The organism is Collinsella sp. TF05-9AC, from assembly GCF_003438495.1.
GTDB lineage: Bacteria > Actinomycetota > Coriobacteriia > Coriobacteriales > Coriobacteriaceae > Collinsella.
Genome location: NZ_QSSH01000017.1, coordinates 1 through 20447, shown reverse-complemented (window position 1 = coordinate 20447; position 20447 = coordinate 1). Strand labels below are relative to the sequence as shown.

The 20447-nt window shown below is 61.2% G+C and carries 16 protein-coding genes; 8 read left to right on the top strand and 8 right to left on the bottom strand.

The window, feature by feature from the left end:
- The first annotated feature begins 198 nt into the window (after window positions 1-198).
- Both DXC52_RS05995 and DXC52_RS05990 read left to right on the top strand, forming a co-directional pair.
- Window positions 199-1275, top strand: a complete 1077-nt coding sequence (locus DXC52_RS05995) for a hypothetical protein (protein ID WP_147330602.1) — start codon at window positions 199-201, stop codon at window positions 1273-1275.
- Window positions 1276-1603: 328 nt separating this feature from the next.
- A complete protein-coding gene (locus DXC52_RS05990; protein WP_117746566.1) occupies window positions 1604-2974 on the top strand; it encodes an amidohydrolase family protein in 1371 nt (456 codons plus the stop codon).
- A gap of 134 nt (window positions 2975-3108) precedes the next feature.
- Here DXC52_RS05990 and DXC52_RS05985 read toward each other — a convergent pair whose 3' ends face one another.
- The 6 genes from DXC52_RS05985 to DXC52_RS05960 form a co-directional block, all read right to left on the bottom strand.
- On the bottom strand, window positions 3109-3582 hold the full coding sequence (locus DXC52_RS05985) for a hypothetical protein (RefSeq protein WP_117746550.1): 474 nt from the start codon (window positions 3580-3582) through the stop codon (window positions 3109-3111).
- Between the two features lie 112 nt (window positions 3583-3694).
- Window positions 3695-3967: a metal-sensing transcriptional repressor gene (locus DXC52_RS05980; RefSeq protein WP_022094020.1), complete on the bottom strand. Its 273-nt coding sequence runs from the start codon at window positions 3965-3967 to the stop codon at window positions 3695-3697.
- 133 nt (window positions 3968-4100) lie between these two features.
- A complete protein-coding gene (locus DXC52_RS05975) occupies window positions 4101-4322 on the bottom strand; it encodes a heavy-metal-associated domain-containing protein (protein ID WP_117746549.1) in 222 nt (73 codons plus the stop codon).
- Window positions 4323-4411: 89 nt separating this feature from the next.
- Window positions 4412-6754, bottom strand: a complete 2343-nt coding sequence (locus tag DXC52_RS05970) for a cation-translocating P-type ATPase (RefSeq protein WP_117746548.1) — start codon at window positions 6752-6754, stop codon at window positions 4412-4414.
- 411 nt (window positions 6755-7165) lie between these two features.
- Window positions 7166-9250: a DUF6273 domain-containing protein gene (locus DXC52_RS05965; protein ID WP_158554601.1), complete on the bottom strand. Its 2085-nt coding sequence runs from the start codon at window positions 9248-9250 to the stop codon at window positions 7166-7168.
- A 171-nt stretch (window positions 9251-9421) separates the two neighbouring features.
- Window positions 9422-10384, bottom strand: coding sequence for an FHA domain-containing protein (locus DXC52_RS05960; protein WP_117746546.1), 963 nt, complete (start codon window positions 10382-10384; stop codon window positions 9422-9424).
- A 587-nt stretch (window positions 10385-10971) separates the two neighbouring features.
- Here DXC52_RS05960 and DXC52_RS05955 point away from each other — a divergent pair.
- The 4 genes from DXC52_RS05955 to DXC52_RS05945 all read left to right on the top strand — a co-directional run bounded on the left by DXC52_RS05955 (window position 10972) and on the right by DXC52_RS05945 (window position 14907).
- Window positions 10972-13215: a DEAD/DEAH box helicase gene (locus DXC52_RS05955; RefSeq protein ID WP_117746545.1), complete on the top strand. Its 2244-nt coding sequence runs from the start codon at window positions 10972-10974 to the stop codon at window positions 13213-13215.
- A gap of 170 nt (window positions 13216-13385) precedes the next feature.
- Entirely contained in the window at window positions 13386-13544 is a 159-nt protein-coding gene (locus DXC52_RS09990) for an ABC transporter ATP-binding protein (RefSeq protein ID WP_158554600.1), read from the top strand.
- A gap of 215 nt (window positions 13545-13759) precedes the next feature.
- Window positions 13760-13981, top strand: a complete 222-nt coding sequence (locus DXC52_RS05950) for a hypothetical protein (RefSeq protein ID WP_117746544.1) — start codon at window positions 13760-13762, stop codon at window positions 13979-13981.
- Window positions 13982-14004: 23 nt separating this feature from the next.
- Window positions 14005-14907: a CPBP family intramembrane glutamic endopeptidase gene (locus DXC52_RS05945; protein ID WP_158554599.1), complete on the top strand. Its 903-nt coding sequence runs from the start codon at window positions 14005-14007 to the stop codon at window positions 14905-14907.
- A 122-nt stretch (window positions 14908-15029) separates the two neighbouring features.
- On the opposite strand, the gene DXC52_RS05940 is transcribed toward DXC52_RS05945, so the two are convergent.
- Window positions 15030-17165: a YgiQ family radical SAM protein gene (locus DXC52_RS05940; RefSeq protein WP_233504881.1), complete on the bottom strand. Its 2136-nt coding sequence runs from the start codon at window positions 17163-17165 to the stop codon at window positions 15030-15032.
- A 253-nt stretch (window positions 17166-17418) separates the two neighbouring features.
- On the opposite strand from DXC52_RS05940, the gene DXC52_RS05935 reads away from it, so the two are divergent.
- Window positions 17419-18138, top strand: a complete 720-nt coding sequence (locus tag DXC52_RS05935) for a YoaK family protein (protein ID WP_117746541.1) — start codon at window positions 17419-17421, stop codon at window positions 18136-18138.
- Window positions 18139-18217: 79 nt separating this feature from the next.
- Here DXC52_RS05935 and DXC52_RS05930 read toward each other — a convergent pair whose 3' ends face one another.
- Window positions 18218-18757 carry a hypothetical protein gene (locus DXC52_RS05930; RefSeq protein ID WP_147330601.1) on the bottom strand — a complete coding sequence of 180 codons (540 nt, stop codon included), beginning with the start codon at window positions 18755-18757 and terminating at the stop codon, window positions 18218-18220.
- 412 nt (window positions 18758-19169) lie between these two features.
- On the opposite strand from DXC52_RS05930, the gene fucO reads away from it, so the two are divergent.
- Window positions 19170-20336 (top strand): lactaldehyde reductase, encoded by a 1167-nt coding sequence (fucO, locus tag DXC52_RS05925; RefSeq protein ID WP_022094861.1) that lies wholly within the window; start codon window positions 19170-19172, stop codon window positions 20334-20336.
- The last annotated feature ends 111 nt before the right edge of the window (window positions 20337-20447 follow it).

The window sequence follows — 20447 nt, the reverse complement described above, 5'->3', positions numbered from 1 at the left end:
CTGTTACAGACCGAGACGTTTGGCACCTGGTTGGGGGAATGTATCAATCTGTAACATCTACAGGCCCAAATTCGACCTACCTGTTACAGATTGAGACAAAGGTTGGACGCGGTGTCGAAAGATCTAGATCTGTAACATCTAGCGGCCAAAAATCGGTCTTCCTGTTACAGATCAAGACATTTGCCAGCGGAGGCAACGGTGACGATGGTCCATTTGTCTGACGTGGTGGTGATGAAAGTGCCTAATACCGTTCTCAAACACAAACATGCGACTCGCAACACGTTGGCGCGGAATAGGATGCTCACGCGGCTCACGGAGACGGCCAAGCAAGGTGCGCTGCTCGCAACGCATGACAATACCGAGCTCATGTGGCTGCGACGCCATGTTGGAACCGACGATATCGCGGAGCCCGAGCCGTACCTGTTCTGTTTTCAGCATGATTGGGATGCATTGACGCCGGCGGAGCGAGCGCTGAGGACTATCAAAGGGCTTGCGGAATTTCATCCCGATTGGGCGTTTTGGGGTTATGACGCGGCACTTTTGTGGGGTCTGGAGGTGCCGAATGACCTGCTCGGGCCGCGTTTTCTTGTTAAGACGGGTTGTTCGGTGACGTTGAGCAGCGGGTGCAGGTTGTTGCGTCCGCAGATGGCGGGCGCGCTCGAGCGTGTTGATGGCGTGCGGGTGACGTCGTTTTGGCGCACGGTGGAGGATTGCTTGCTGCGTGCGCCGTTTTCGTACGGGTTGGCGATTGCCGATTCTGCACTGCGGGCGAAAGGTGTATCACGTGGGGATTTGTGCGAGCGCCTCCGCGCCGATTGCGAGGGCAGGCGCGGGTATCGCAGAGCGCAGGTGATTGCGTCGTATGCGGACGGACTGTCCGAAAACGGCGGCGAGTCTCGGTTCCGAGCGTTCTTTATTGCATACGGCTTTCCGGTTCCGGAGTTGCAGGTGGAGTTTCGCGATCCGCTCGATTCGAGCCAGGTGTTTCGGGTTGATTATTTCTGGAGGCTCGAGGACGGGACATGTGTCATCGGCGAGCTTGACGGGAAGGGAAAGTATACCCTGCAGGATGGTAGGGATCGGGAGTCGGTCGATCCATTCGTGGCAGAGCGTCAGCGGGAATCTCATCTGACAATGCTCGGGCACAAGGTGCTTCGGTTTACATTTGATGAACTCAAGAACCCGGGAAAGCTGGCTGAAAAGATGAGACTGGCGGGAATTCCACAGCGGGCCGATCTGGCTGAGGAATGGAGACGCCAGTGGTATGGGTGCTAAGGGGTGCAACTGACGCGAATGTGGTTGTTCCTGCCGAGTTTGTCTCGATCTGTAACAACAAGGGACCGTTTGGCCTCGTAACTGTTACAGATTGAGACGGAAGGTTGGCGGCTGCCGAAAGATCTCGATCTGTAACATCAAGGGGCCCAATAACCCTGTACCTGTTACAGATCGAGACATTCCCCTGATGTTGCTGGGGTGGGGCTGCAACGTATTCCGTCCCCCCACATCCCCTCTTCCCTCCGTTAACCGATATGTCCGCAGCAATCCTGCCGCGCTGGATAATAATGGACAGATGTTCAAGTTTTCTGAGGGGGAGGAGCTCGATATGGCGTCTGCCGATCGTTCCACGTTGTTTATCAATGCGACCGTCCTGGATGGTTCGGAACATATGGAGCCGCAGCCCGACATGGCCGTGGCCGTTGAGCGCGGTGTCATCACGTGGATGGGGCCGAGTGCCGTGGCGCAGGCGCCGGCGGGTGCCGAGGTCATCGACCTGGGCGGCGCGTATCTCATGCCGGGCCTCATCAACATGCACGTGCATCTGTGCGGCTCGGGCAAGCCGGTCTCGGCAGGCGATGCGGGCGCTCTGATGAAGAAGCTCGATAATCCCGTGGGCCGCGCCATCGTCCGCCATATCCTCAAAGGTAGCGCCCAGCAGCAGCTGGCAAGCGGCGTGACCACGGTGCGCGGCGCAGGTGACCCGCTGTTTGCCGACATCGCCGTGCGCGACGCCATCGACGCCGGCAAGTATCAGGGGCCGCGCCTGGTAGCGCCGGGAACGGGCGTCACGGTGCCGGGCGGCCATGGCGCGGGCTTGTTCGCCCAGGTGGCCAACAGCCCCGTCGAGGCAGCCGAGCAGGTGCGAGACCTGTATGCGCGCGGTGCCGACGTCATTAAGCTATTCGTAACGGGCGGCGTGTTCGATGCGACCGAGGTGGGCGAGCCGGGCGTGCTGCGTATGCCGGTGGAGGTTGCCACGGCGGCGTGCAAGGCGGCGCACGAGGTGAGCCTGCCGGTTATGGCTCATGTCGAGAGCACCGAAGGCGTGAAGGCCGCGCTTGAGGCCGGCGTCGATACGATCGAGCACGGTGCCCCGATGACTCCCGAGATCTTGGAACTGTACCGCGGCGCCGCGGGCACGCAGCTTGAGGGGCGTGCGCCCAGCGTTACCTGCACTATCAGCCCGGCGCTGCCGTTTGTATTGCTCGACCCGGAAAAGACTCATTCGACCGATACGCAAAAGAAGAACGGCGACATCGTGTGCTCGGGCATTATCGAGAGTGCTCGTGCGGCGCTGGAAGCTGGCGTTAAGGTGGGCCTTGGCACAGATTCGAGCTGCCCGTTCGTGACGCAGTACGACATGTGGCGTGAGGTGGCCTATTTTGCCAAGTACGTGGGCGTGAGCAACGCCTTTGCGCTGCATACGGCCACGCAGGTCAATGCCGAGCTCCTGGGGCTGGGCGGCGAGACCGGCACGATCGAGTGCGGCAAGGCCGCCGATATCCTGGTGACGCGCAAGAATCCGCTCGATGACCTGTGCACTCTGCGTGAGCCGATACATGTGATGTGTCGCGGTGATCTGGTACGCAAGCTCAAGGTAAAGCGTATTCCCGAGGTGGACGCCGAGCTCGACGCGATTATGGCCATGCCTGCCGAAGCGCTGGCCGAGGAGCTGGCCCGCGACGGTGTGGCGTAGAGGTGACAAAGGTGCAGCTCCGTTGCCGTATACAAAAAGCCGAGGTCTCAACACGAGGCCTCGGCTTTTTTTATCGAACAAATACTTAAGATTTGGGACAAACAAACCTGATTAATTTGTCCCGCGTGCGGGCGCTAGGAGCGGGTTTCCATCTTGGCGTGGCACTTGGGGCAGGTGACGCGGATCTTACCTTTGCCCTTGGGGACGGAGAGCATCTGGCCGCAGTTGGGGCACTTGAGGTATGCCGTGGTCTTGCGACCCTTCCACATCTTCTTGGCCGTGCGCTTGGCACGCTCAAAGTCTTCCTTACTGGTGCCGGCCGCGCGTGAGGTGCTGGCCGCTGCGGCCCCGCCGCCCAAGCTGGCGACGAACTTGCCCAAGCCGGGAACACTGGCGGTCGCGGCGACAAAGGCGTCGTTCTCCTTGCGACGTGCATCGATATTTTTGGACAGGCCGCGCAGCACGCCAATCACGATGACGGCGATGGCGATCCAGCTGAGCCACTGAATGCGGGCGATCGATCCGATCATCGCGATGATGATGCCGGCAAAACCCATTACGATGGTGAGCTCGTCAGCGCCATTGCGACCCTTCATAAAGTCATTCATGCGAATTGCCTTTCGTTCGATATGCTGCACGCCTTTATACCCCTTTTGGTGCAAGGGGGACAGGTAAATCTGCACCAAGGTGGCGCAAACGTACCTGTCCCCCTTGCACCAATTACTTGGAGAGCTTGTCGACGACGCGTTCGATCTCGGCGAGCTTGGCGGCTTTGAGGTCTTCGTCGCCCGATTCGATTGCCGAAGTCACGCAGCCCTCGATATGCGCCTTGAGCACGTCGGCGTTAATGCGCGCGAGGAGCGCCTGTGTGGCCATGAGCTGCGTGGAGATATCGACGCAGTAGCGGTCCTCCTCGACCATCCGCAGGATGCCGTCGATCTGACCGCGTGCCGTCTTGAGCATGCGGGTCACCGATTTATGGTCTGCCATCATGGCGGGTCCTCGTTTCTGGTCGATCTTCCGGATGCCCCTCAGAAGTTGCGGTGAAATACGGACTGTTTAAGGGCCTAGGGCGGCTCAACAGTCCGTATTTCACCGCAACTTCTGAGGGGGCAGGTGGCGCCTGCTACGCGGCGGTTACGGACAGGGCATGGAATTTCTCGCCGGCGCCCTCGACGGCGGCGGCGAGCTGCTCGGCGGTTACGGTGTCGGCGCACTCCACCTGGACAGTCTGGGTCTCGTGATCGGCGTCGGCATCGGTCACGCCGACCACGTTGAGCAACGCGGTCTCGACGGTGGCATCGCAATGGCCGCACATGAGGCCGGAAGTCTTGATCGTGTAATTCATGGTTGTCTCCTTATCGATTGAGATTATCTGACAGTTTAGTCGTGAACGGAGTCATCTTAAAGGCGCGTTGAGGGGCAAGGTCGGGTGCCTCAGCGTGCCGTCTTGGGCCTAAAGGTTCGTAGGCGCAGCGCATTGCTTACAACGCATACGCTCGACAGGCTCATGGCCGCGGCGCCAAACATCGGCGAGAGCTGCCACCCGGTGAGCGGGAAGAACACGCCCGCGGCGAGTGGAATGCCGATGCCGTTGTAGAACAGCGCCCAGAACAGGTCCTGCTTGATGTTGCGAATCGTGGCGCGCGAAAGCTCGATGGCCCGCGCAACATCCATGAGGTCGCTGCGCATGAGCACCACGTCGGCACCCTCCTTGGCGATATCGGCGCCGGTGCCGATGGCAAGGCCCACGTCGGCGCGCGCCAGGGCGGGGGAGTCATTGATGCCGTCGCCCACCATGGCGACCTTGCCGCCCGCATCCTGCAGTTCGCGCACGTGGCGTTCCTTGTCGGCGGGAAGAACGTCGGCGATAACCTGCTCGCTGGTGAGCCCCACGCGTCGGGCGATGGCCTCGGCCGTCACGCGGTTGTCGCCGGTGAGCATACGCACATCGACGCCGAGTGAACGCATTGCGGCGATGGCCTCGGCGCTCGTCTCTTTGACCTCGTCGGCCACGGCGATGGTGCCGACAAGCTCGCCGTTCTTGGCAAAGAACAGCGGCGTTTTGCCCTCGGTGGCAAATTGCTCGGCAAGGCCGGCGGGAACCTTCGCGCCCAGCTCGTTCATCAGGCGCACGTTGCCGGCTGCGATGACATTCTGCCCCTCGCGCGCCGTGACGCCGCGACCGGGCACGGCGGCAAAGTCCTCGACCATGCGCGCCACGATTCCGCGCGCCTCGCACTCGGCCATAATCGCCTCTGCCAGCGGGTGCTCGCTCGGGCGCTCGAGCGCGGCAGCGAGCTTCAGTAACGCCTTTTCACTCATAGCGGGCGAGCCGTCGGCGCGCGCGGCAAGCACAATGTCGGTCACAGCCGGTTTGCCGCGGGTGACGGTGCCGGTCTTATCGAGTACCACGGTGCCCACGTTGCGCAGATTCTCCAGCGCCTCGGCGCTCTTAAACAGAATGCCCATCTCGGCGCCCTTGCCGGTGCCAACCATAATGGCGACGGGCGTGGCCAGACCCAGCGCACACGGGCAGCTGATCACCAACACGGCCACGGCGGAGGTGAGTGCCTCGTTCACGCTGCCGGTCAGCGCCATCCACGCCACGAAGGTCACGGCCGAGATCGCAAACACCACGGGCACAAACACGCCGGCGACCTTGTCGGCCAGGCGGGCGATAGGCGCCTTGGTGGCGTTGGCGTCCTCGACGAGCTGGATGATCTTGGCAAGCGACGTGTCGGCGCCCACGCGTGTGGCACGGAAGGTAAACGATCCGGTGCGGTTGACCGTGGCGGCGTTGACGGTGTCGCCGGCGGTCTTTTCTACGGGGATGGACTCGCCGGTGAGCGCGCTCTCGTCCACGGCCGACGCGCCCTCGAGCACCACGCCGTCGACAGGGATGGACTCGCCGGGGCGCACACGCAGCACCTGGCCGGGAAGGATGCTGTCGACGTCCACGGTGGTTTCGGTGCCGTCATCGGCAACGACGGTCGCGGTCTTGGGCGCCAGGTCGATGAGCGCCTCGATGGCGCCGCCGGTTTTGGACTTGCTGCGCGTCTCGAGGTATTTGCCCACGGTGACGAGCGACAGGATCGTGCCCGCGCTCTCAAAATACAGATTGTCCATGCCCGTCATCATTGCCTCGTGGACCTGGCCCGCGGCTAGCTGGTCGGCCATGATGAACATGGCGTAGAACGACCAGACGATGGAGGCGGTGGCGCCCACGGCGATGAGGGCGTCCATGGTGGGCGCGCCGTGCGCGAGCGATTTAAACCCATTGATAAAGTACGCGTCGTTGACATAGACGATGGGGATGAGCAGGACGAGCTCGGTGAGGGCGAGCGTCATGCTGTGGGTATGGTCGGTGAAAATGCCGGGCAGCGGCCAGCCGAGCATGTGCCCCATGCCTATGTAGAACAGTGGGATAAGGAATACGATCGAGGCGATGAGACGAGTACGCATGGCAGAGGCGGCAGCCTCCAACTTTTTGGTTGGCGACTCCATGTGGGCGGCGCCGGACCTGACTTGTGTGCTGCCGTTTGAGCTGGCGGTGTCGGTGCCCGTGCTGACGGGCGAGGCCGAGTAGCCCGCACGGTCGACGGCGGTGCAGATGTCGTCGGGAGAGACCTGCGCGGGGTCATAGTCGACCATCATGGAACCGGCGAGCAGATTGACAGCGACGCTTTCTACGCCGTCGAGCTTGCTTACGGCACGGTCCACGTGCGCCTGGCACGCGGCGCACGTCATGCCGCCCACGTCGAACTTATCTTGAGCCATGGCTTCTCCTTTCTGTGGCGTAGTGTCAGAAATGTTAACCTGCCGATACTATACACCCATACCCCCTGGGGGTGTCCAGCGGAGATGGAAATGTATGACATTTCGTTACAGAAGGAGACTGACTGCCGGGGCAGCGGACCGTCCGGCCAACATCTCAATCTGTAACAACTAGACCCGTTTTTGCTGAGTTGCTGTTACGGATCGAGACAAACCGTCCGGGGTCAACTCGAATGTCTCGATCTGTAACATCTAGAGAGGTTTTTGGACCCTTACTGTTACAGATTGAGATGTTGTCTCGTGGGGTTGAGATTTGTCTCGTTCTGTAACATCTAGACCTGTATCTGCCGAGCTAGTGTTACAGACCAAGACAATTGCCGGGGTGGGGTCCCGTCACGGCAAGACTCCCGCCGCCTAGATACAGAATCCGGGGATCACGCAGGTTCGCTTGTTTGGCTTTTCCGCAGGCGTTGCGTACGTAAAGACGTCGCCGTCGTGTCCCACGCGGTTCATATAGAGTGTGCCTTCGCTCTCCGATGTGTCGGGACTCGCCGTTCGTTCCCACCAACAGGTGTCCTTGCCCTTCCACTGGCGAACCAACATCTCGTTCGTGGTATACGGACTTACCTTGAGCTCGCGGAAGAGCTGATACTCCTTGCCCTCGCCGTTGTAGATGTCGGCCAGGTAGTGAAAGCCCTCGGCAAATGACTCGGGCGGTTGCGTACCGCACAGCTCGACCATGGCGGGCAGCCAAAGGGTTGCGGGCAACTCGCTCAGACACGATGCGCTGTTGGCGGCGCCCACATTGTTTGAGACCTTCTTGACCCCTTTAATGAGCGCGCGCAACTCGTTGGGCAGCAGCTTAAGGCCGTCGCCGTTGAGCCATTCCCGCAGCTCGCAATCTGCCCAGCCGGCGCTCGGCGGTTCAGTCGCAGCGTTGCGCTCGGCAATACCCGCGTCGAACATAAACGTCAGCCCGGCCTTGCCCGTCCCGTCCAGAAGTTCATCGTGACGGATGCCCACAAGCTGCGCGCCGACCTCCAGCCCGTTGGTGAGTTTCACGCGCTTGGTACACGGATAGGGGATATGCCCATCGGCGTCGAGCAGATGGTAGCGCTTGGCAATCTCGCGTGCCTCGCTACGGGTCTCGGCGGCCTTAATCTTGAGCGAAATCTCCTGCAGCTGGTCCCAGGTGTAGTCGCCAAGTGAACCGCGGATGCCGTCCAGGTAGTCGGGGATGCCAAAGCCATGGGTTGCCGCCCCGATAACGCTGAGCCCCGCAACGGCTGCAACGACGCCACCGATAATAAAGCGGCGGCGGGTCATGGCATCGTGCCGGGCCTGCTCCAGGATCTCTCGCGCGCGCTCGCCGGCGACGTCGACCTTAAGGTGCGTGCCAGAATCGATATCAATTGCGGCCTCGTTTCCTGCACCTTCGCGGCCCTCGGATTCGGCATCGGTGAGGTATGCCGAGAGCACCTCGAGCATCTGCTGTTCGGTGGGACGATCGCACTGCTCGACTGAGAGACCCTTCATGATGATTTGGACGAGCGCTTCATCGCCCTCGCAGCGCGGCTCGAGCGGTGCCGGCTTGGTCTTGGTCTTTACGAGATAGAACGAGCCGGTTGCAGCGGCGTCCGTCGACTCAAAGTCAAACGGTTTGCGACCGCTGTAGAGCTGGTACAGAATGCTCGAAAGCGCATAGACGTCGATTGCCGGCGAACGGCGAAGGGCCGCGATGCCTTCGATATCCTGCGTGAGCATCTCGGGCGCGGCGTATGCGGGCGTGGCAAAGCGCCAGATGTCGGCGCGCCGGGTGATCGTGTCGTCGCCGAGAGCCATGGTCGCGGAGCCCATGTCGATGAGGCAGGGGTCAAAGGAGCAATCGGCAATCTGCTGCTCGAGCGTTCGGCTGGTGGTGCGGAACATAATATTGGCAGGCGACAGGTCGCGATGGACGACCGGATTCACGAGGCCTTGGGTCATCAAGAGCGCACGAAGCACGGCGTTTCCGACGGCGGCGACCATCTGGGTGGTCAGCCCGCCCGAGGCGTCGTGAGGAAGCAGGGGCAGCGCCTGCTTGAGTGAGGTGCCCTCGACCCACTCCATGAGGATGAGCGGGTCATCCTCGCACGATCCATAGCCATAGACGCGCGGAAATCCGCGCAGGTGCGAGACGGTACACAGATGACGGTACTCCTCAAACAGCGCAGCGGTGTTGGCCAGGTGCGCTGCCGATTGCTCGGCGGAGCGGTCGGGGGCTTGGCGAGAGAGAATGGCGTTGTCCTTGAGCAGCTTGACGGCAAAGACCTCGCCGCTCGTGTTGGTCGCGCGCAGCACGTGCCCGATGTTGCCGTTGTTGCGGTAGGCCGTCTGGAGAATAAGTGTCATAAACCGGCGTTTGGCGTCGTCCTCGGCGCTGGGGTCGACCGCCACGGCGGTATCGAACGTATCGAGACGGACGAGTTTGTCGCCATAGGCGCTATCGGTAGTATCCATGGCGTTCCTTTGTCTGGCATGGGTTGCCGCACGTATACGTGAGCAGTGCGGATATCGGTAAAGTACCATGATAGTCGCACTGCCCACGTATACCGCTGAGCATTGTCGTTTACGACGCAGAAGGTAGAAGACGTAAGACGGACGGCGACCGTCTTCCGATTGCCGTCCGTGCTAGTCCACAATGACAAGGAATGTCGTGTAGAGACCCAGATGGAGCCTGTCGCTGTTGGCGATTTCCACGGGGGGATAGACTTTGCCGGGCTCGCGTTGGTCGCGCGGCGGCTCGATTACGATATCGCCGTCGCCCGCGCCCGATTCGAGCACTGTGCCGTTGGTCGACCCAAGGCCCTGGGCGTACCAGTGTCCGCCTTCGAGCCAAATGCGGAGATGCTCGCGCGATGCGTCGGCGCCCACATCGGTGATGCTGGGCGAGGTTTTGGGCAAGGACCCAATTACCGTGCCGCGCGGATTGCGTGTGAGGGGATGGATTTGCATGTCGGCGCAGTTGTCGGCATGGGTTCTGAGCAGACCGAGGTTGGGGGCGACAGTGCGCGGCTGCTCCAGGCTGCTCATAAAGCCACGTCCGACGGTAGTTTCGGTGGTGCCAAAGTGCCCGCCTGTCTTGCTGTCGCAAAAGCGCTCGACGGTGGCCACGCCTTGGATGGGGTCGGCGAGCGCCCCCGTTGCCACAAAGAGCATAAGGTAAAGCGTACTCTTCTCGCGCGCGGCATTGCCGTCAAAGTTGTCGATGTGATTGAGGGCATTTGCATATAGGCGGCTGTCCAACTTGTAGCTGGCGAGAGCCGACATCATTTCGTTGGCGGCCGGGCCGCGATAGTGCTCGGCGATTGCCTGATAGGCGGACTCGCCGCCGCCGAGCTTGCTGCAGATTGCCGCGGAAAGATTGAGCGTGGTGACGGCAAAGTCGCTGTAGATGGCGGGCGCGCACTGGTCAGGCTCGCGATGGACGATGTAACGGGTGAGATACGAGCGGTTGGAAGAGCATTTCTCGAGCAGGGTACTGCCGAGATAAGAGTTTCCATTGATGAGCATTCGGGCGATCTCGAGATGTCTAAGACCGCCGAACGAGCGAATATCGTTATAGAGGACCGAGCAAGGTGTCTCTGCTGCCACGGATACCTCCTTTGATTGCTTCCTAGCCAATAAGGCGATAGGAATTAATGGCCCCCGGTGGGCGACGTATTAAATGGCTGCGCAATATGTAGCGTAACCAAAGCAACATTATAGGCCACATGTTCGAAATTGCAGGAAGACCGAGAGATTTGGTTTGGACTGGACGGAAATCCCCCTCTGTCTTGATCTATAACAATAAGGACCGATTTTACTCGGTAACTGTTACAGATTGAGACGTTTGTGAACCGTGTCGACTGTTTGTCTCGATCTGTAACACGTAGAGGAAGATTTGCCCCGTAACTGTTACAGATTGAGACAATCAGCCGGGCCCGCCTCGTCCACCTCGTCATCTGTGGTTTACGTGGGGGCATGCGAAGCACGGGTATACTAACCGGCGGCGAATCTGCTCCATCGCTTAGAGCTGCTGCGTCTGGACGGCGCGTGATAGGGCTGCCAAAGCGATCGCCAGCGTGCTGAGCAACGTCCTCTCTGTGCGCACCTGTTTTGTATGTATTAGCGCACTACCAAGCACGCCCGCGCGGCCGCATGCCGCGCCCATAGTGCGTGCAGATAAGGAACAACAACATATGCGTAATTCTGTATCCGACGTCACGGACGCCGAGATTCTGGACGAGACCCGCGAGGCCATGACTCAGGCTGCCTTCGATGCTGCCGACGAGGCCAGTGCCGCCGAGACCGTCGAGTCCGCGACCGAGAACCTGCCCGCCTTTGACGAGCTGGGACTTTCGGACGAGATGCTTCGTGCCATCGAGAACCTGGGCTACACGGCGCCCACGCCTGTCCAGGCCGGCTCCATCCCCGTGGTGCTCGAGGGTCGCGACCTGCTTGCCGCCGCTCAGACCGGCACCGGCAAGACGGCCGCCTTCCTGCTGCCGACCATGAACAACCTGGAGCACATCGCTCCGCCTAAGCCCGTGCGCGAGCGTGGCGGTCGCAATCGCCGTCGCGGCGCCAAGAAGCCCGAGGGCAACGGCCGCGGCCCCGTGATGCTCGTCATCACCCCCACGCGCGAGCTCGCCCAGCAGATCGACGAGGTCGCCAGCAAGATTGCCGACGTCACCGGCCATGTTGCCGTGACCGTAGTGGGCGGCGTGAGCTACAAGCCCCAGACCGCGGCGCTCAAGTATGGCTGCGACATCCTAGTTGCCACGCCGGGCCGTCTGGTCGACCTGATCGAGCAGGGCGCCTGCCACCTGAACGAGGTCAAGGTGCTGGTGCTCGACGAGGCCGACCGCATGCTCGACATGGGCTTTTTGCCCGCCGTTCGCCGCATCGTGCGCGAGACGCCGGCCGAGCGCCAGACGCTGCTGTTCTCGGCGACCCTCGACGAGGAGGCCGTGGGCGAGATCACCGACCTGGTGAGCGATCCGGCCCGCGTGGAGATCGCGCCCGCCACGTCGACCGCCGACACCGTCGACCAGTTTGTGTTCCCGGTGTCCATCGAGGCCAAGAACAACCTGCTGCCCGAGTTCCTCAAGAAGGAGGGCCCGGAGCGCACCATCGTCTTTATGCGCACCAAGCACCGTGCTGACAGCTGCTGCCGTCGTCTGGAGCGCAAGGGCATCAAAGCCGCTGCGATTCACGGCAACCGCAGCCAGGCCCAGCGCGAGCGTGCCCTTTCGGCCTTCCGCGACGGCACCGTCGACGTGCTGGTGGCAACCGATGTTCTCGCCCGCGGCATCGACATTAGCGACGTGCGCTACGTCGTGAACTTTGACGTGCCGGCCGAGCCGACCGACTACATCCACCGTATTGGCCGCACGGGCCGCGCCGGCGAGCTGGGCTGGGCCATTACGTTTGTGACTGAGCAGGACGTCGATGAGTTCTACGAGATCGAGAAACTCATGGACAAGACGGCCGATATTTACGAAGCCGGCGATCTGCATGTGGGTCCCAACCCGCCTGCTGTTGACCCTGAGCGCGATCCTGCTGCCTTTAAGGTGAAGAAAAAGACCAAGCGCGGCAAGTCCAAGAGCAAAAAGAAGCTTGAGCAGGCGCGCCGCGACGGCAAGCGCAACGGCGACGATTACGGTGATGTTGCCGGTCGTTCCAACCGCGGCCGCGATGAGCGTCGTGGCGACGGCGAGCGTCCGAGCCGTCCCAAGCGCGGTGGCAAGACCCGCGTGCGCGAGGGCGTCCAGGCTCGCGTGGATGAGGCCGTTGAGAGCGTGGCACGCGAGGTGGCTGCCGAGGAGCGTGCCGGTGCTGCCGAGCAGGCTCCGCGCGGCAACCGTGCCGAGCGTCGAGCCAAGCAGTTCCAGGGCGAGGCACACCGCCGTCGTCGCGAGGACGAGGACCGCGGCGGTCGTCGCCGTGTTGAGCGCGAGGACGAGGGCCGTGGCTCGCGTAGCGGCAAGCGTGGTGCGGGCAACCGTCGTCGTTCCGGTCGCAATGACGAGCGCGGTGGCCGTGACGAGCGTCGCGGCGGCGAGGGCCGTGGTGAGCGTAGCGCCCGCAGCGGTGAGTCCCGTGGCGGCAAGCGCTTTGAAGAGCGCGGCGGCCGTGGCGGCGAGCGTCGCGAGGGTGCTCGCGGTAATGGCGGGCGCAGCGGCGCCGGCCGTTCTGGTGAGTCGCGCGATCGCCGTGATCCGCGTGCCAGCCGCGATCGTCGCGATGATTGGCGCAACTACGACGATACCCGCGAAGAGCGTCGCGGCGGCTACCGTGGTGGTCGCGGCGGCAACCAGGCCGGTTCCCGTGGCGGCCGTGCCGGCGGTCGCGATAACCGTGGCAGCTATGGCAACAGCCGTGGCGGCAAGCGCGGCGGCAGCTCCCGTCGCCCCGGTGACGGCGGCGGCAAGCGCAAGTAACACACGCGTCGCGCGGTAAGGCGAGGCGACCAGAGGGCTCCGGGCATGTTTTTGCTCGGAGCCCTTTTGTCCCCCGGGGCGCGCCGTGCATTTTCGGGAGTTTTCAGCAAGCCGGGGTGGCTGCATACGCGCCGGAAGCGCCTATTTGATCTCGCGGGACCCCTCGACGGGTGATTCTGGACGAGCCCTTTACCGGTCTAGATACCGCTGCGCGCGACGCATGCGCCGAGGTCGTGCTCGACCTGCTCGATGGCCGCATGCTCCTGCTTGCCACGCACGATGTCGCCGACGCTCAGGCCCTCGATATCTCGGACATCATCACGCTCTAAATACTTACTCAGCAACAAAATGATTCGTTTTCCTCCGTCCCAATGGGGTCGGGTGTGGTATTCTATCTGCGGGGTAATACTTAGGATTACCAAGTAATACCAACGCCGTAAAAACAAACTCCAGATGCGGGCCAATCGGGTTGCCTTCACAGCCCGTCGCCCAGCCGCGTGGCCCGCATCTATCCGCACCACCGTCGTTTCAAAAAGGAAGCGCCATGGCAGAACACATGACCCCGGTTGTCGCGAAGGTCTTGCCCGAGGAAAAGGCGGCCTTCGCGGCGGCGACCCAACTCGTAGGCACCACGCCGTCCAACGCCATCCGCATGTTCATCGCCGCCTTCAATCGCTGCGGCACCTTTCCGTTCGACATTTCGCCCAGCGGGGCCTTTGGTAAAGACTGTCCCCAACAACTAGTCGTTAAAGAACGTTCCCAATGACTAGTCGTCGGGAGGAGGTTGGCATGCTCAATGCGATGATTTGGGCGCTTGCCTGTTTTGGCGTTGTTGCTGCCGATATAGCCCCGAGCGTGGTTCTGTTTTCCGCCCTTGGCGTCGCATCGGTGTTCATGGGTTTTTCGATCGATGACCTCGACATTCAATTGCTTCAGGCCGTCGCGCAGACAGCATCGTTTTTGATGGCGCTGCTGTGGTGGCGTTATCTGTGGCCGCGTTCGTTTATGGCGCGCTGGCAGGGCGAGCGCCCGCTTGGCGGGGGAGCGCGTGGGGCGTGGAAACGCATCGTCTGCGTTATCGTGATTGGCCTGGCCCTGCAGGTGGTCGTTGGCTACGTGACCGACGCCGTGCTGTCGCTGTTGCCCGAGGCGGCGGCCGATTATAGCGAACTTGTCGAGGAGACGGGCATGGGCGACACGAGCTATCTGGCCGTCCTGACCACGGTGCTCGGCGCTCCGTTTTGCGAGGAACTGCTGGTGCGCGGTATCATTTTTGAGTTTTCGCTCCGAGCATTTAACCCGCAGTGCCGTCCGCTCTGGAAACGCCGGCGTCGCGCACGGGCGCAAGACGTCGCCATGGTGCCCTGGGCGGCCCCGAGTACCTGGGGCGTCGCCGCGGCAATCGTGCTGCAGGCGGCGGTCTTTGGCTTTATGCATATGAACTGGGTGCAGGGCTGCTACGCCGGCGCCGCCGGTCTGGTCTTTGGCTGGGTGCTCGTGACGACCGGAAAGCTCCGCTACACGATCCTGCTGCACTTTGCCTTTAACGCCGGGTCGTACCTCATGGGTTTGCTGTGGTTTGTGAACACGCCGCTCGACGTGATAATCACGGTTGCCATCGCCGGTTTCGTACTGGTAGAGGCGATGCGGTCGCTCAAGCTGACGTGCCAGCTGGCTCGCTCCCGTCAGTAAATGTGATTCCCCTAAGGAAAACACGGCTAGGCGTGTCTGAGCGTGTTCCCCCTAGGGAAATCACGCCTGGGCCGATGAAGGGGCGCCGGCTGGCCAAGAGACGCCGGCTGGCCCTCGCCGCGCTAGTTGCGGCGTCCGCCTCCGTTGGCGCCCTGGCGTCCCTGCGCCGCACGGTTGCGGCCCGCGGTGTTCTGTGCGCGCGACATGCCGCCGTGGCCCTTGCTGCCCTTGGGCCCCTTGCCGGCGGCGCCACCGTGCGGCTTGCCGCCCTTCTTGCCGGTGCCATGCCCACCGCCGGCAGACGTCTCGCCCGGGCGTGGCGGCACGGGACGAATCAGACAATGCTTGGTGTAGCCGATCAGGTCACGACGCCCGGCCTTTTCCAGCGCCTCGCGCACGAGCTTGTAGTTTTCGGGCTTGCGATACTGGATGAGCGCGCGCTGCATGGCCTTCTCGTGCGGGTCGCGCGCCACATAGATCGGCTGCATGGTGCGCGGGTCCACGCCGGTGTAGTACATGCATGTCGACATGGTGGACGGCGTGGGGTAGAAGTCCTGCACTTGCTCGGGCATGTAGCCCATGTCGCGCACGGCCTCGGCAAGGTCCACGGCTTCCTTCATGGTCGAGCCGGGGTGGCTCGAGATGAGGTACGGCACCACATACTGCTTGAGTCCATACTCGCGATTCAAGCGTTCAAATTTACGGCAGAATGCATCGTAGACGGCGCGGCTCGGCTTGCCCATCACGGACAGCACCGCGTCGCTCACGTGCTCGGGCGCTACGCGCAGCTGGCCCGAGACATGGTGCTCCAGCAGCTCGCGCAAAAACTCGTCCGAGGCATCGGCCATGGTGTAGTCAAAGCGGATGCCGCTGCGCACGAAGATCTTTTTGACGCCCGGCAGCTGGCGCAGGTCGCGCAACAGCTGTGTGTAGCCGCTCTCGTCGACCACCATGTTCTTGCATACACTCGGCCACAGGCAGCGCTTGTTCTTGCACACGCCGTGCTTGAGCTGCTTGTCGCAGGCAGGGCGGCTAAAGTTGGCCGTCGGTCCGCCCACGTCGTTGATGTAGCCCTTAAACTCGGGGTCGTGCGTGAGTAGCTCGGCCTCGCGCATGATCGAGTCGTGGCTGCGCATCTGCAGCACGCGGCCCTGGTGGAAGGTGAGGGCGCAAAACGAGCACTCGCCAAAACAGCCGCGGTTGGAGCTAATGGAAAATTTGATCTCGGCAAAGGCCGGCACGCCGCCCGCCGCGTCGTAGTCGGGATGCCAGTCGCGTGCGTAGGGGAGTTCGGCCACCTCGTCCATCTCGTCGGTGGTGAGCGTCGCCGACGGCGGGTTTTGCACCACATAGACGCTGTTGGGGTAGGGCTCTACCAGGCGATGCCCGGTGATGGGGTCCATATTCTGCTGCTGCACGTTAAAGCTGCGCGCGTAGTTGAGCTTGTCGGCGACAAGGTCGTCCCAGCTGGGCAGCAGGTCGTAGTCGTAGACCTCGTCGAGCGAGCTGGTGCGGTAGACGGTGCCGTTGATATAGGTAATCTGATCGACGGGCAGTCCCGCGTCGAGCGCGTCGGCGATCTCGACGATCGCGTGCTCGCCCATGCCGTAGATGAGGATGTCGGCGCCCGAGTCGAGCAGTACCGAGCGCTTGAGTTTGTCCTGCCAGTAGTCGTAGTGGGCCAGGCGACGCAGACTTGCCTCGATGCCGCCGATAATGATGGGGGCATCCTTGAACGTTTGGCGGATGAGGTTGCCGTAGACCGTGACGGCGCGATTGGGGCGGTGCCCCTCCTCGCCACCGGGGGTATAGGCATCGGTGTGGCGGCGGTGCTTGGTCACCGAATAGTGGTTGACCATGGAGTCCATGTTACCGGCACTGACGAGAAAGCCCAGGCGCGGCTCGCCGAGCACGGTGATGCTGGCGGGGTCGGTCCAGTCGGGCTGGCAGATGATGCCCACCTTGTAGCCGTGCGCGTCGAGGACGCGGCTGACGATGGCCATGCCAAAGCTGGGATGGTCCACGTAGGCGTCGCCGCAGATGTAGACAAAGTCGCACTGGTCCCAGCCGCGCGCATCCATGTCGGCGCGACTGACAGGGAGGAACTTATCGCGGCCCGGGCGCCAGGGACGGGCGGGCGCTGCCGGGGCATGAGTGGCGTGGCCGCTCTGGGCCTTGCCGCCGCGCTTTTGCTGTTGGCCGCGCTGGGCATGCTTGCCGTGCTGGTTGTGCTGAGCGTCCTGGGGCTTTTTTGCCACGATTCCTCCCGTTGTTAGTATGCTGCACGTAATTGTAACCAGTCTTTTTGGGACGGCGCTAAAAAGACTGGTGGAGTACATGGGCTGGCGGATCGGCGCGTCGATGCGTGTGTTGTTTGTTTCCAGACTGTGTATCTGCGCGTTGGGGAACCCGTCTCGCGCCCATGCCATGTTGTCAATGGGTTACAGTATGAACGGCGGCTATGTTTCCGCCAACGCACGAGAGAGTCGTCAACAAGGAGGATGCACGACGATGCAGCGTGCCAAACAGATATCGGAGTCTATTGAGCTGGGCATCATCTTGGCGCTCGCCGGTGGCTTTATGGACGTGTATTCGTACATTGGGCGCGATCATGTTTTCGCCAACGCGCAGACAGGCAACATCCTGCTCGTGGGCGTGAGCATCTCGGAGGGCAACTGGGCACTTGCGGAGCGCTACTTCTTCCCTGTGGTGTCGTTTGCCGTGGGTATTATGCTTGCCGATCTGGTACACGAGCGGTTTGGCAGCGTGATTCACTGGCGTCAGGTGACGGTGTTCTTTGAAGCCGTCATCTTGCTGGGCGTGAGCTTTATCCCGGGCGGCAATTTCAACCTGCTCGCCAACTGCCTCACCTCGTTTGCCTGCGGCATGCAGGTCGAGAGCTTCCGCAAGATCCACGGTCACGGCATCGCTACGACCATGTGCATCGGCAACTTGCGCAACGCGCTGCAAAACGTGGACGATTACATCATCACCCACAGGCGCGGCTTTTTGGAAAACGGCCTGCTGTACTTTGGCGTGATCTTTACCTTTGTGTTTGGCGCCGTGTTGGGCAACTGGTGTATTGAGCGCATGGGCCTGCACGCCATCGTCGTGGCGAGCTTGCTGCTGTTTGTCGCGTTTGCCATCATGTTCATCGACCGCGAGCGCGACTTGCACAGGAAATGGGCCCGCATCATAGCTGACTGGCAGACCGCGAGTCTTAAGCGCTAAGGTGCATGTTCGTAACAACATTCAGGAGCCAGAAAAACTATCTAGCTCCTGAATGTTGTTACGAACTGCATTTTGCGATTTATTCGAGATGCTCTTCAATCCGAGCCCTAAGTAGGGCAATGGCTGTGGGTATTCCAATCGCGGCGGCTAATTCGGCTTTATCCAAAACCTGTATGCTAAAGCACGATTGTTTATCACATTGAAGGACGATAACTGAAGATAGCTTCACTTTCCGTTGGCTGAATATATCGTAATCTCCAAATAGGAAGTTACCTTTTATTGTGTAATTCGGTATGTTCGTTACGCACTTCATCTCAAGCCTGTTTAGGCCATAATCGAACACCGCAACTTCCTTGTGTTCGATGATGAGCGCAACCCTGGGCATGTTACTAAAACCACCGTCGACGACAGTAAAGAGTTCTTCATTTGCATCGTCATAAACGGTATATTTAAGACTTAATAGCTGTCCTAGTGGACCCGTGAACCCATGTCTTTTGATGTTGAGGTTGTCTCCCGCTGGGTTGATGAGAGCCAGAGTATGCGGATAAGGGTTACCTTCAATTGAGATTCGATATTCGTTTGTAGCCGTCTTGTTCGATTTAGGACCAGTAGCCATCACGTGTCATCGCCTCGATCGAATTAGAACCGTCTTCTGCTTCGTGCGGAGAATTACGCTGTACGTTGCAGTACATGCAGCTGCAATAACCGCATGGGCAATTTCTAACAAAATGAATGACGCTATTTGCTGCATGCTTGTTTATTTACTCTAAAGTATTCTTTTATAAACGTATTGTCAAACATATATTGCTAAAACAGAAACAATTTATAGACTGAGTTGGTCGTATTCTATGGGCGATCGCTCCCATAATCCAGTCTTCGCTGCTGTCGGGAGGGGAGGACTAGAGCTCCGCTATTGTGTTGAAACGCTTTAACACTTTTGACGTTCTCATGCATTTTTGTTTCAAAAGCGTTAGGATGGGACTCATAGCGTGGGGCGTAATGGGTGCCCCGCACACGATGGGAGGCTATCAATGGCTAATCGTTTCGTTCTCAATACCATCTCTTATCATGGTTCCGGCGCCATCAAGGAGATCCCCGGCGAGCTCCAGCGTCGCGGCTACAAGAAGATCTTCGTCTGCTCCGACCCCGATCTGGTCAAGTTCGGCGTTACCGCTAAGGTGACCGACGAGCTCGACGCTGCCGGCATCGCTTGGAGCCTCTACTCCGAGATTAAGCCCAACCCCACGATCCAGAACGTCAAGGACGGCGTCGAGGCCTTCAAGGCCGCCGAAGCTGACGCTATCGTGACCATCGGTGGCGGCTCCTCCATGGACACCGCTAAGGCCATCGGCATCATCATCAACAACCCCGAGTTCGCCGACGTCCGCAGCCTCGAGGGCGTTGCTCCGACTAAGAACCACGCCGTGTTCACCATCGCCGTGCCGACGACCGCCGGTACCGCTGCCGAGGTGACCATCAACTACGTCATCACCGACCCCGAGAAGGTCCGCAAGTTCGTGTGTGTCGACACCAACGACGCCCCCGAGGTCGCCGTCGTCGACCCCGACATGATGGCTTCCATGCCCGCCGGTCTGACCGCTTCCACTGGCATGGACGCTCTGACCCACGCCATCGAGGGCTACACCACCAAGGGCGCTTGGGAGCTCTCCGACATGTTCCACTTTGAGGCTATTAAGCTGATCAGCGAGAACCTGCGTGACTCCGTCGCCGAGGCCAAGTCCGGCCAGCCCGGCTCCGGCCGCGAGGGCATGGCCCTTGGCCAGTATGTCGCCGGCATGGGCTTCTCCAACGTTGGCCTGGGCATCGACCACGCCATGGCTCACACCCTGTCCGCTCACTACGACACCCCGCACGGCGTCGCTTGCGCCATGCTGCTGCCGATCGCCATGGAGTTCAACAAGCCGGTTTGCGCCGAGCGCTTGGCCAAGGTTGCCGTTGCCATGGGCGTTGACACCACGGGCATGAGCACCGACGAGGCTGCCGATGCTGCTATCGCCGCCGTCAAGCAGCTCTCTGCCGACGTGAACATCCCGCACGTCTGCGAGGCCATGAAGGCTGACGAGATCGAGGTCCTGGCCAAGGACGCCATGGCCGATGCCTGCTTCCCGGGTAACCCGCGCGAGGCGACGCTCGACGACGTCATCGAGCTCTTCAAGAAGATCTGCCCGGCTGCCTAACTTGGCTCGGCGGGCCCCTGCCCGTTAGCCCCACAATCGTCCTCGGACATGTCGGAAGCCCCCGCTGCGCACTTCGTGCGGCGGGGGCTTCCTCCGTCCTGCGGAAAGATT

Excerpts from the sequence above, each read along its gene's own strand:
- DXC52_RS05980 (WP_022094020.1), bottom strand. The coding sequence starts at position 3,967 with ATGATGGCAGACCATAAATCGGTGACCCGCATGCTCAAGACGGCACGC.
- DXC52_RS05965 (WP_158554601.1), bottom strand. The coding sequence starts at position 9,250 with ATGGATACTACCGATAGCGCCTATGGCGACAAACTCGTCCGTCTCGAT.
- DXC52_RS05945 (WP_158554599.1), top strand. The coding sequence starts at position 14,005 with ATGCTCAATGCGATGATTTGGGCGCTTGCCTGTTTTGGCGTTGTTGCT.
- fucO (WP_022094861.1), top strand. The coding sequence starts at position 19,170 with ATGGCTAATCGTTTCGTTCTCAATACCATCTCTTATCATGGTTCCGGC.
- DXC52_RS05985 (WP_117746550.1), bottom strand. The coding sequence starts at position 3,582 with ATGAATGACTTTATGAAGGGTCGCAATGGCGCTGACGAGCTCACCATC.
- DXC52_RS05950 (WP_117746544.1), top strand. The coding sequence starts at position 13,760 with ATGGCAGAACACATGACCCCGGTTGTCGCGAAGGTCTTGCCCGAGGAA.
- DXC52_RS05970 (WP_117746548.1), bottom strand. The coding sequence starts at position 6,754 with ATGGCTCAAGATAAGTTCGACGTGGGCGGCATGACGTGCGCCGCGTGC.
- DXC52_RS05935 (WP_117746541.1), top strand. The coding sequence starts at position 17,419 with ATGCAGCGTGCCAAACAGATATCGGAGTCTATTGAGCTGGGCATCATC.
- DXC52_RS05975 (WP_117746549.1), bottom strand. The coding sequence starts at position 4,322 with ATGAATTACACGATCAAGACTTCCGGCCTCATGTGCGGCCATTGCGAT.
- DXC52_RS05955 (WP_117746545.1), top strand. The coding sequence starts at position 10,972 with ATGCGTAATTCTGTATCCGACGTCACGGACGCCGAGATTCTGGACGAG.
- DXC52_RS05990 (WP_117746566.1), top strand. The coding sequence starts at position 1,604 with ATGGCGTCTGCCGATCGTTCCACGTTGTTTATCAATGCGACCGTCCTG.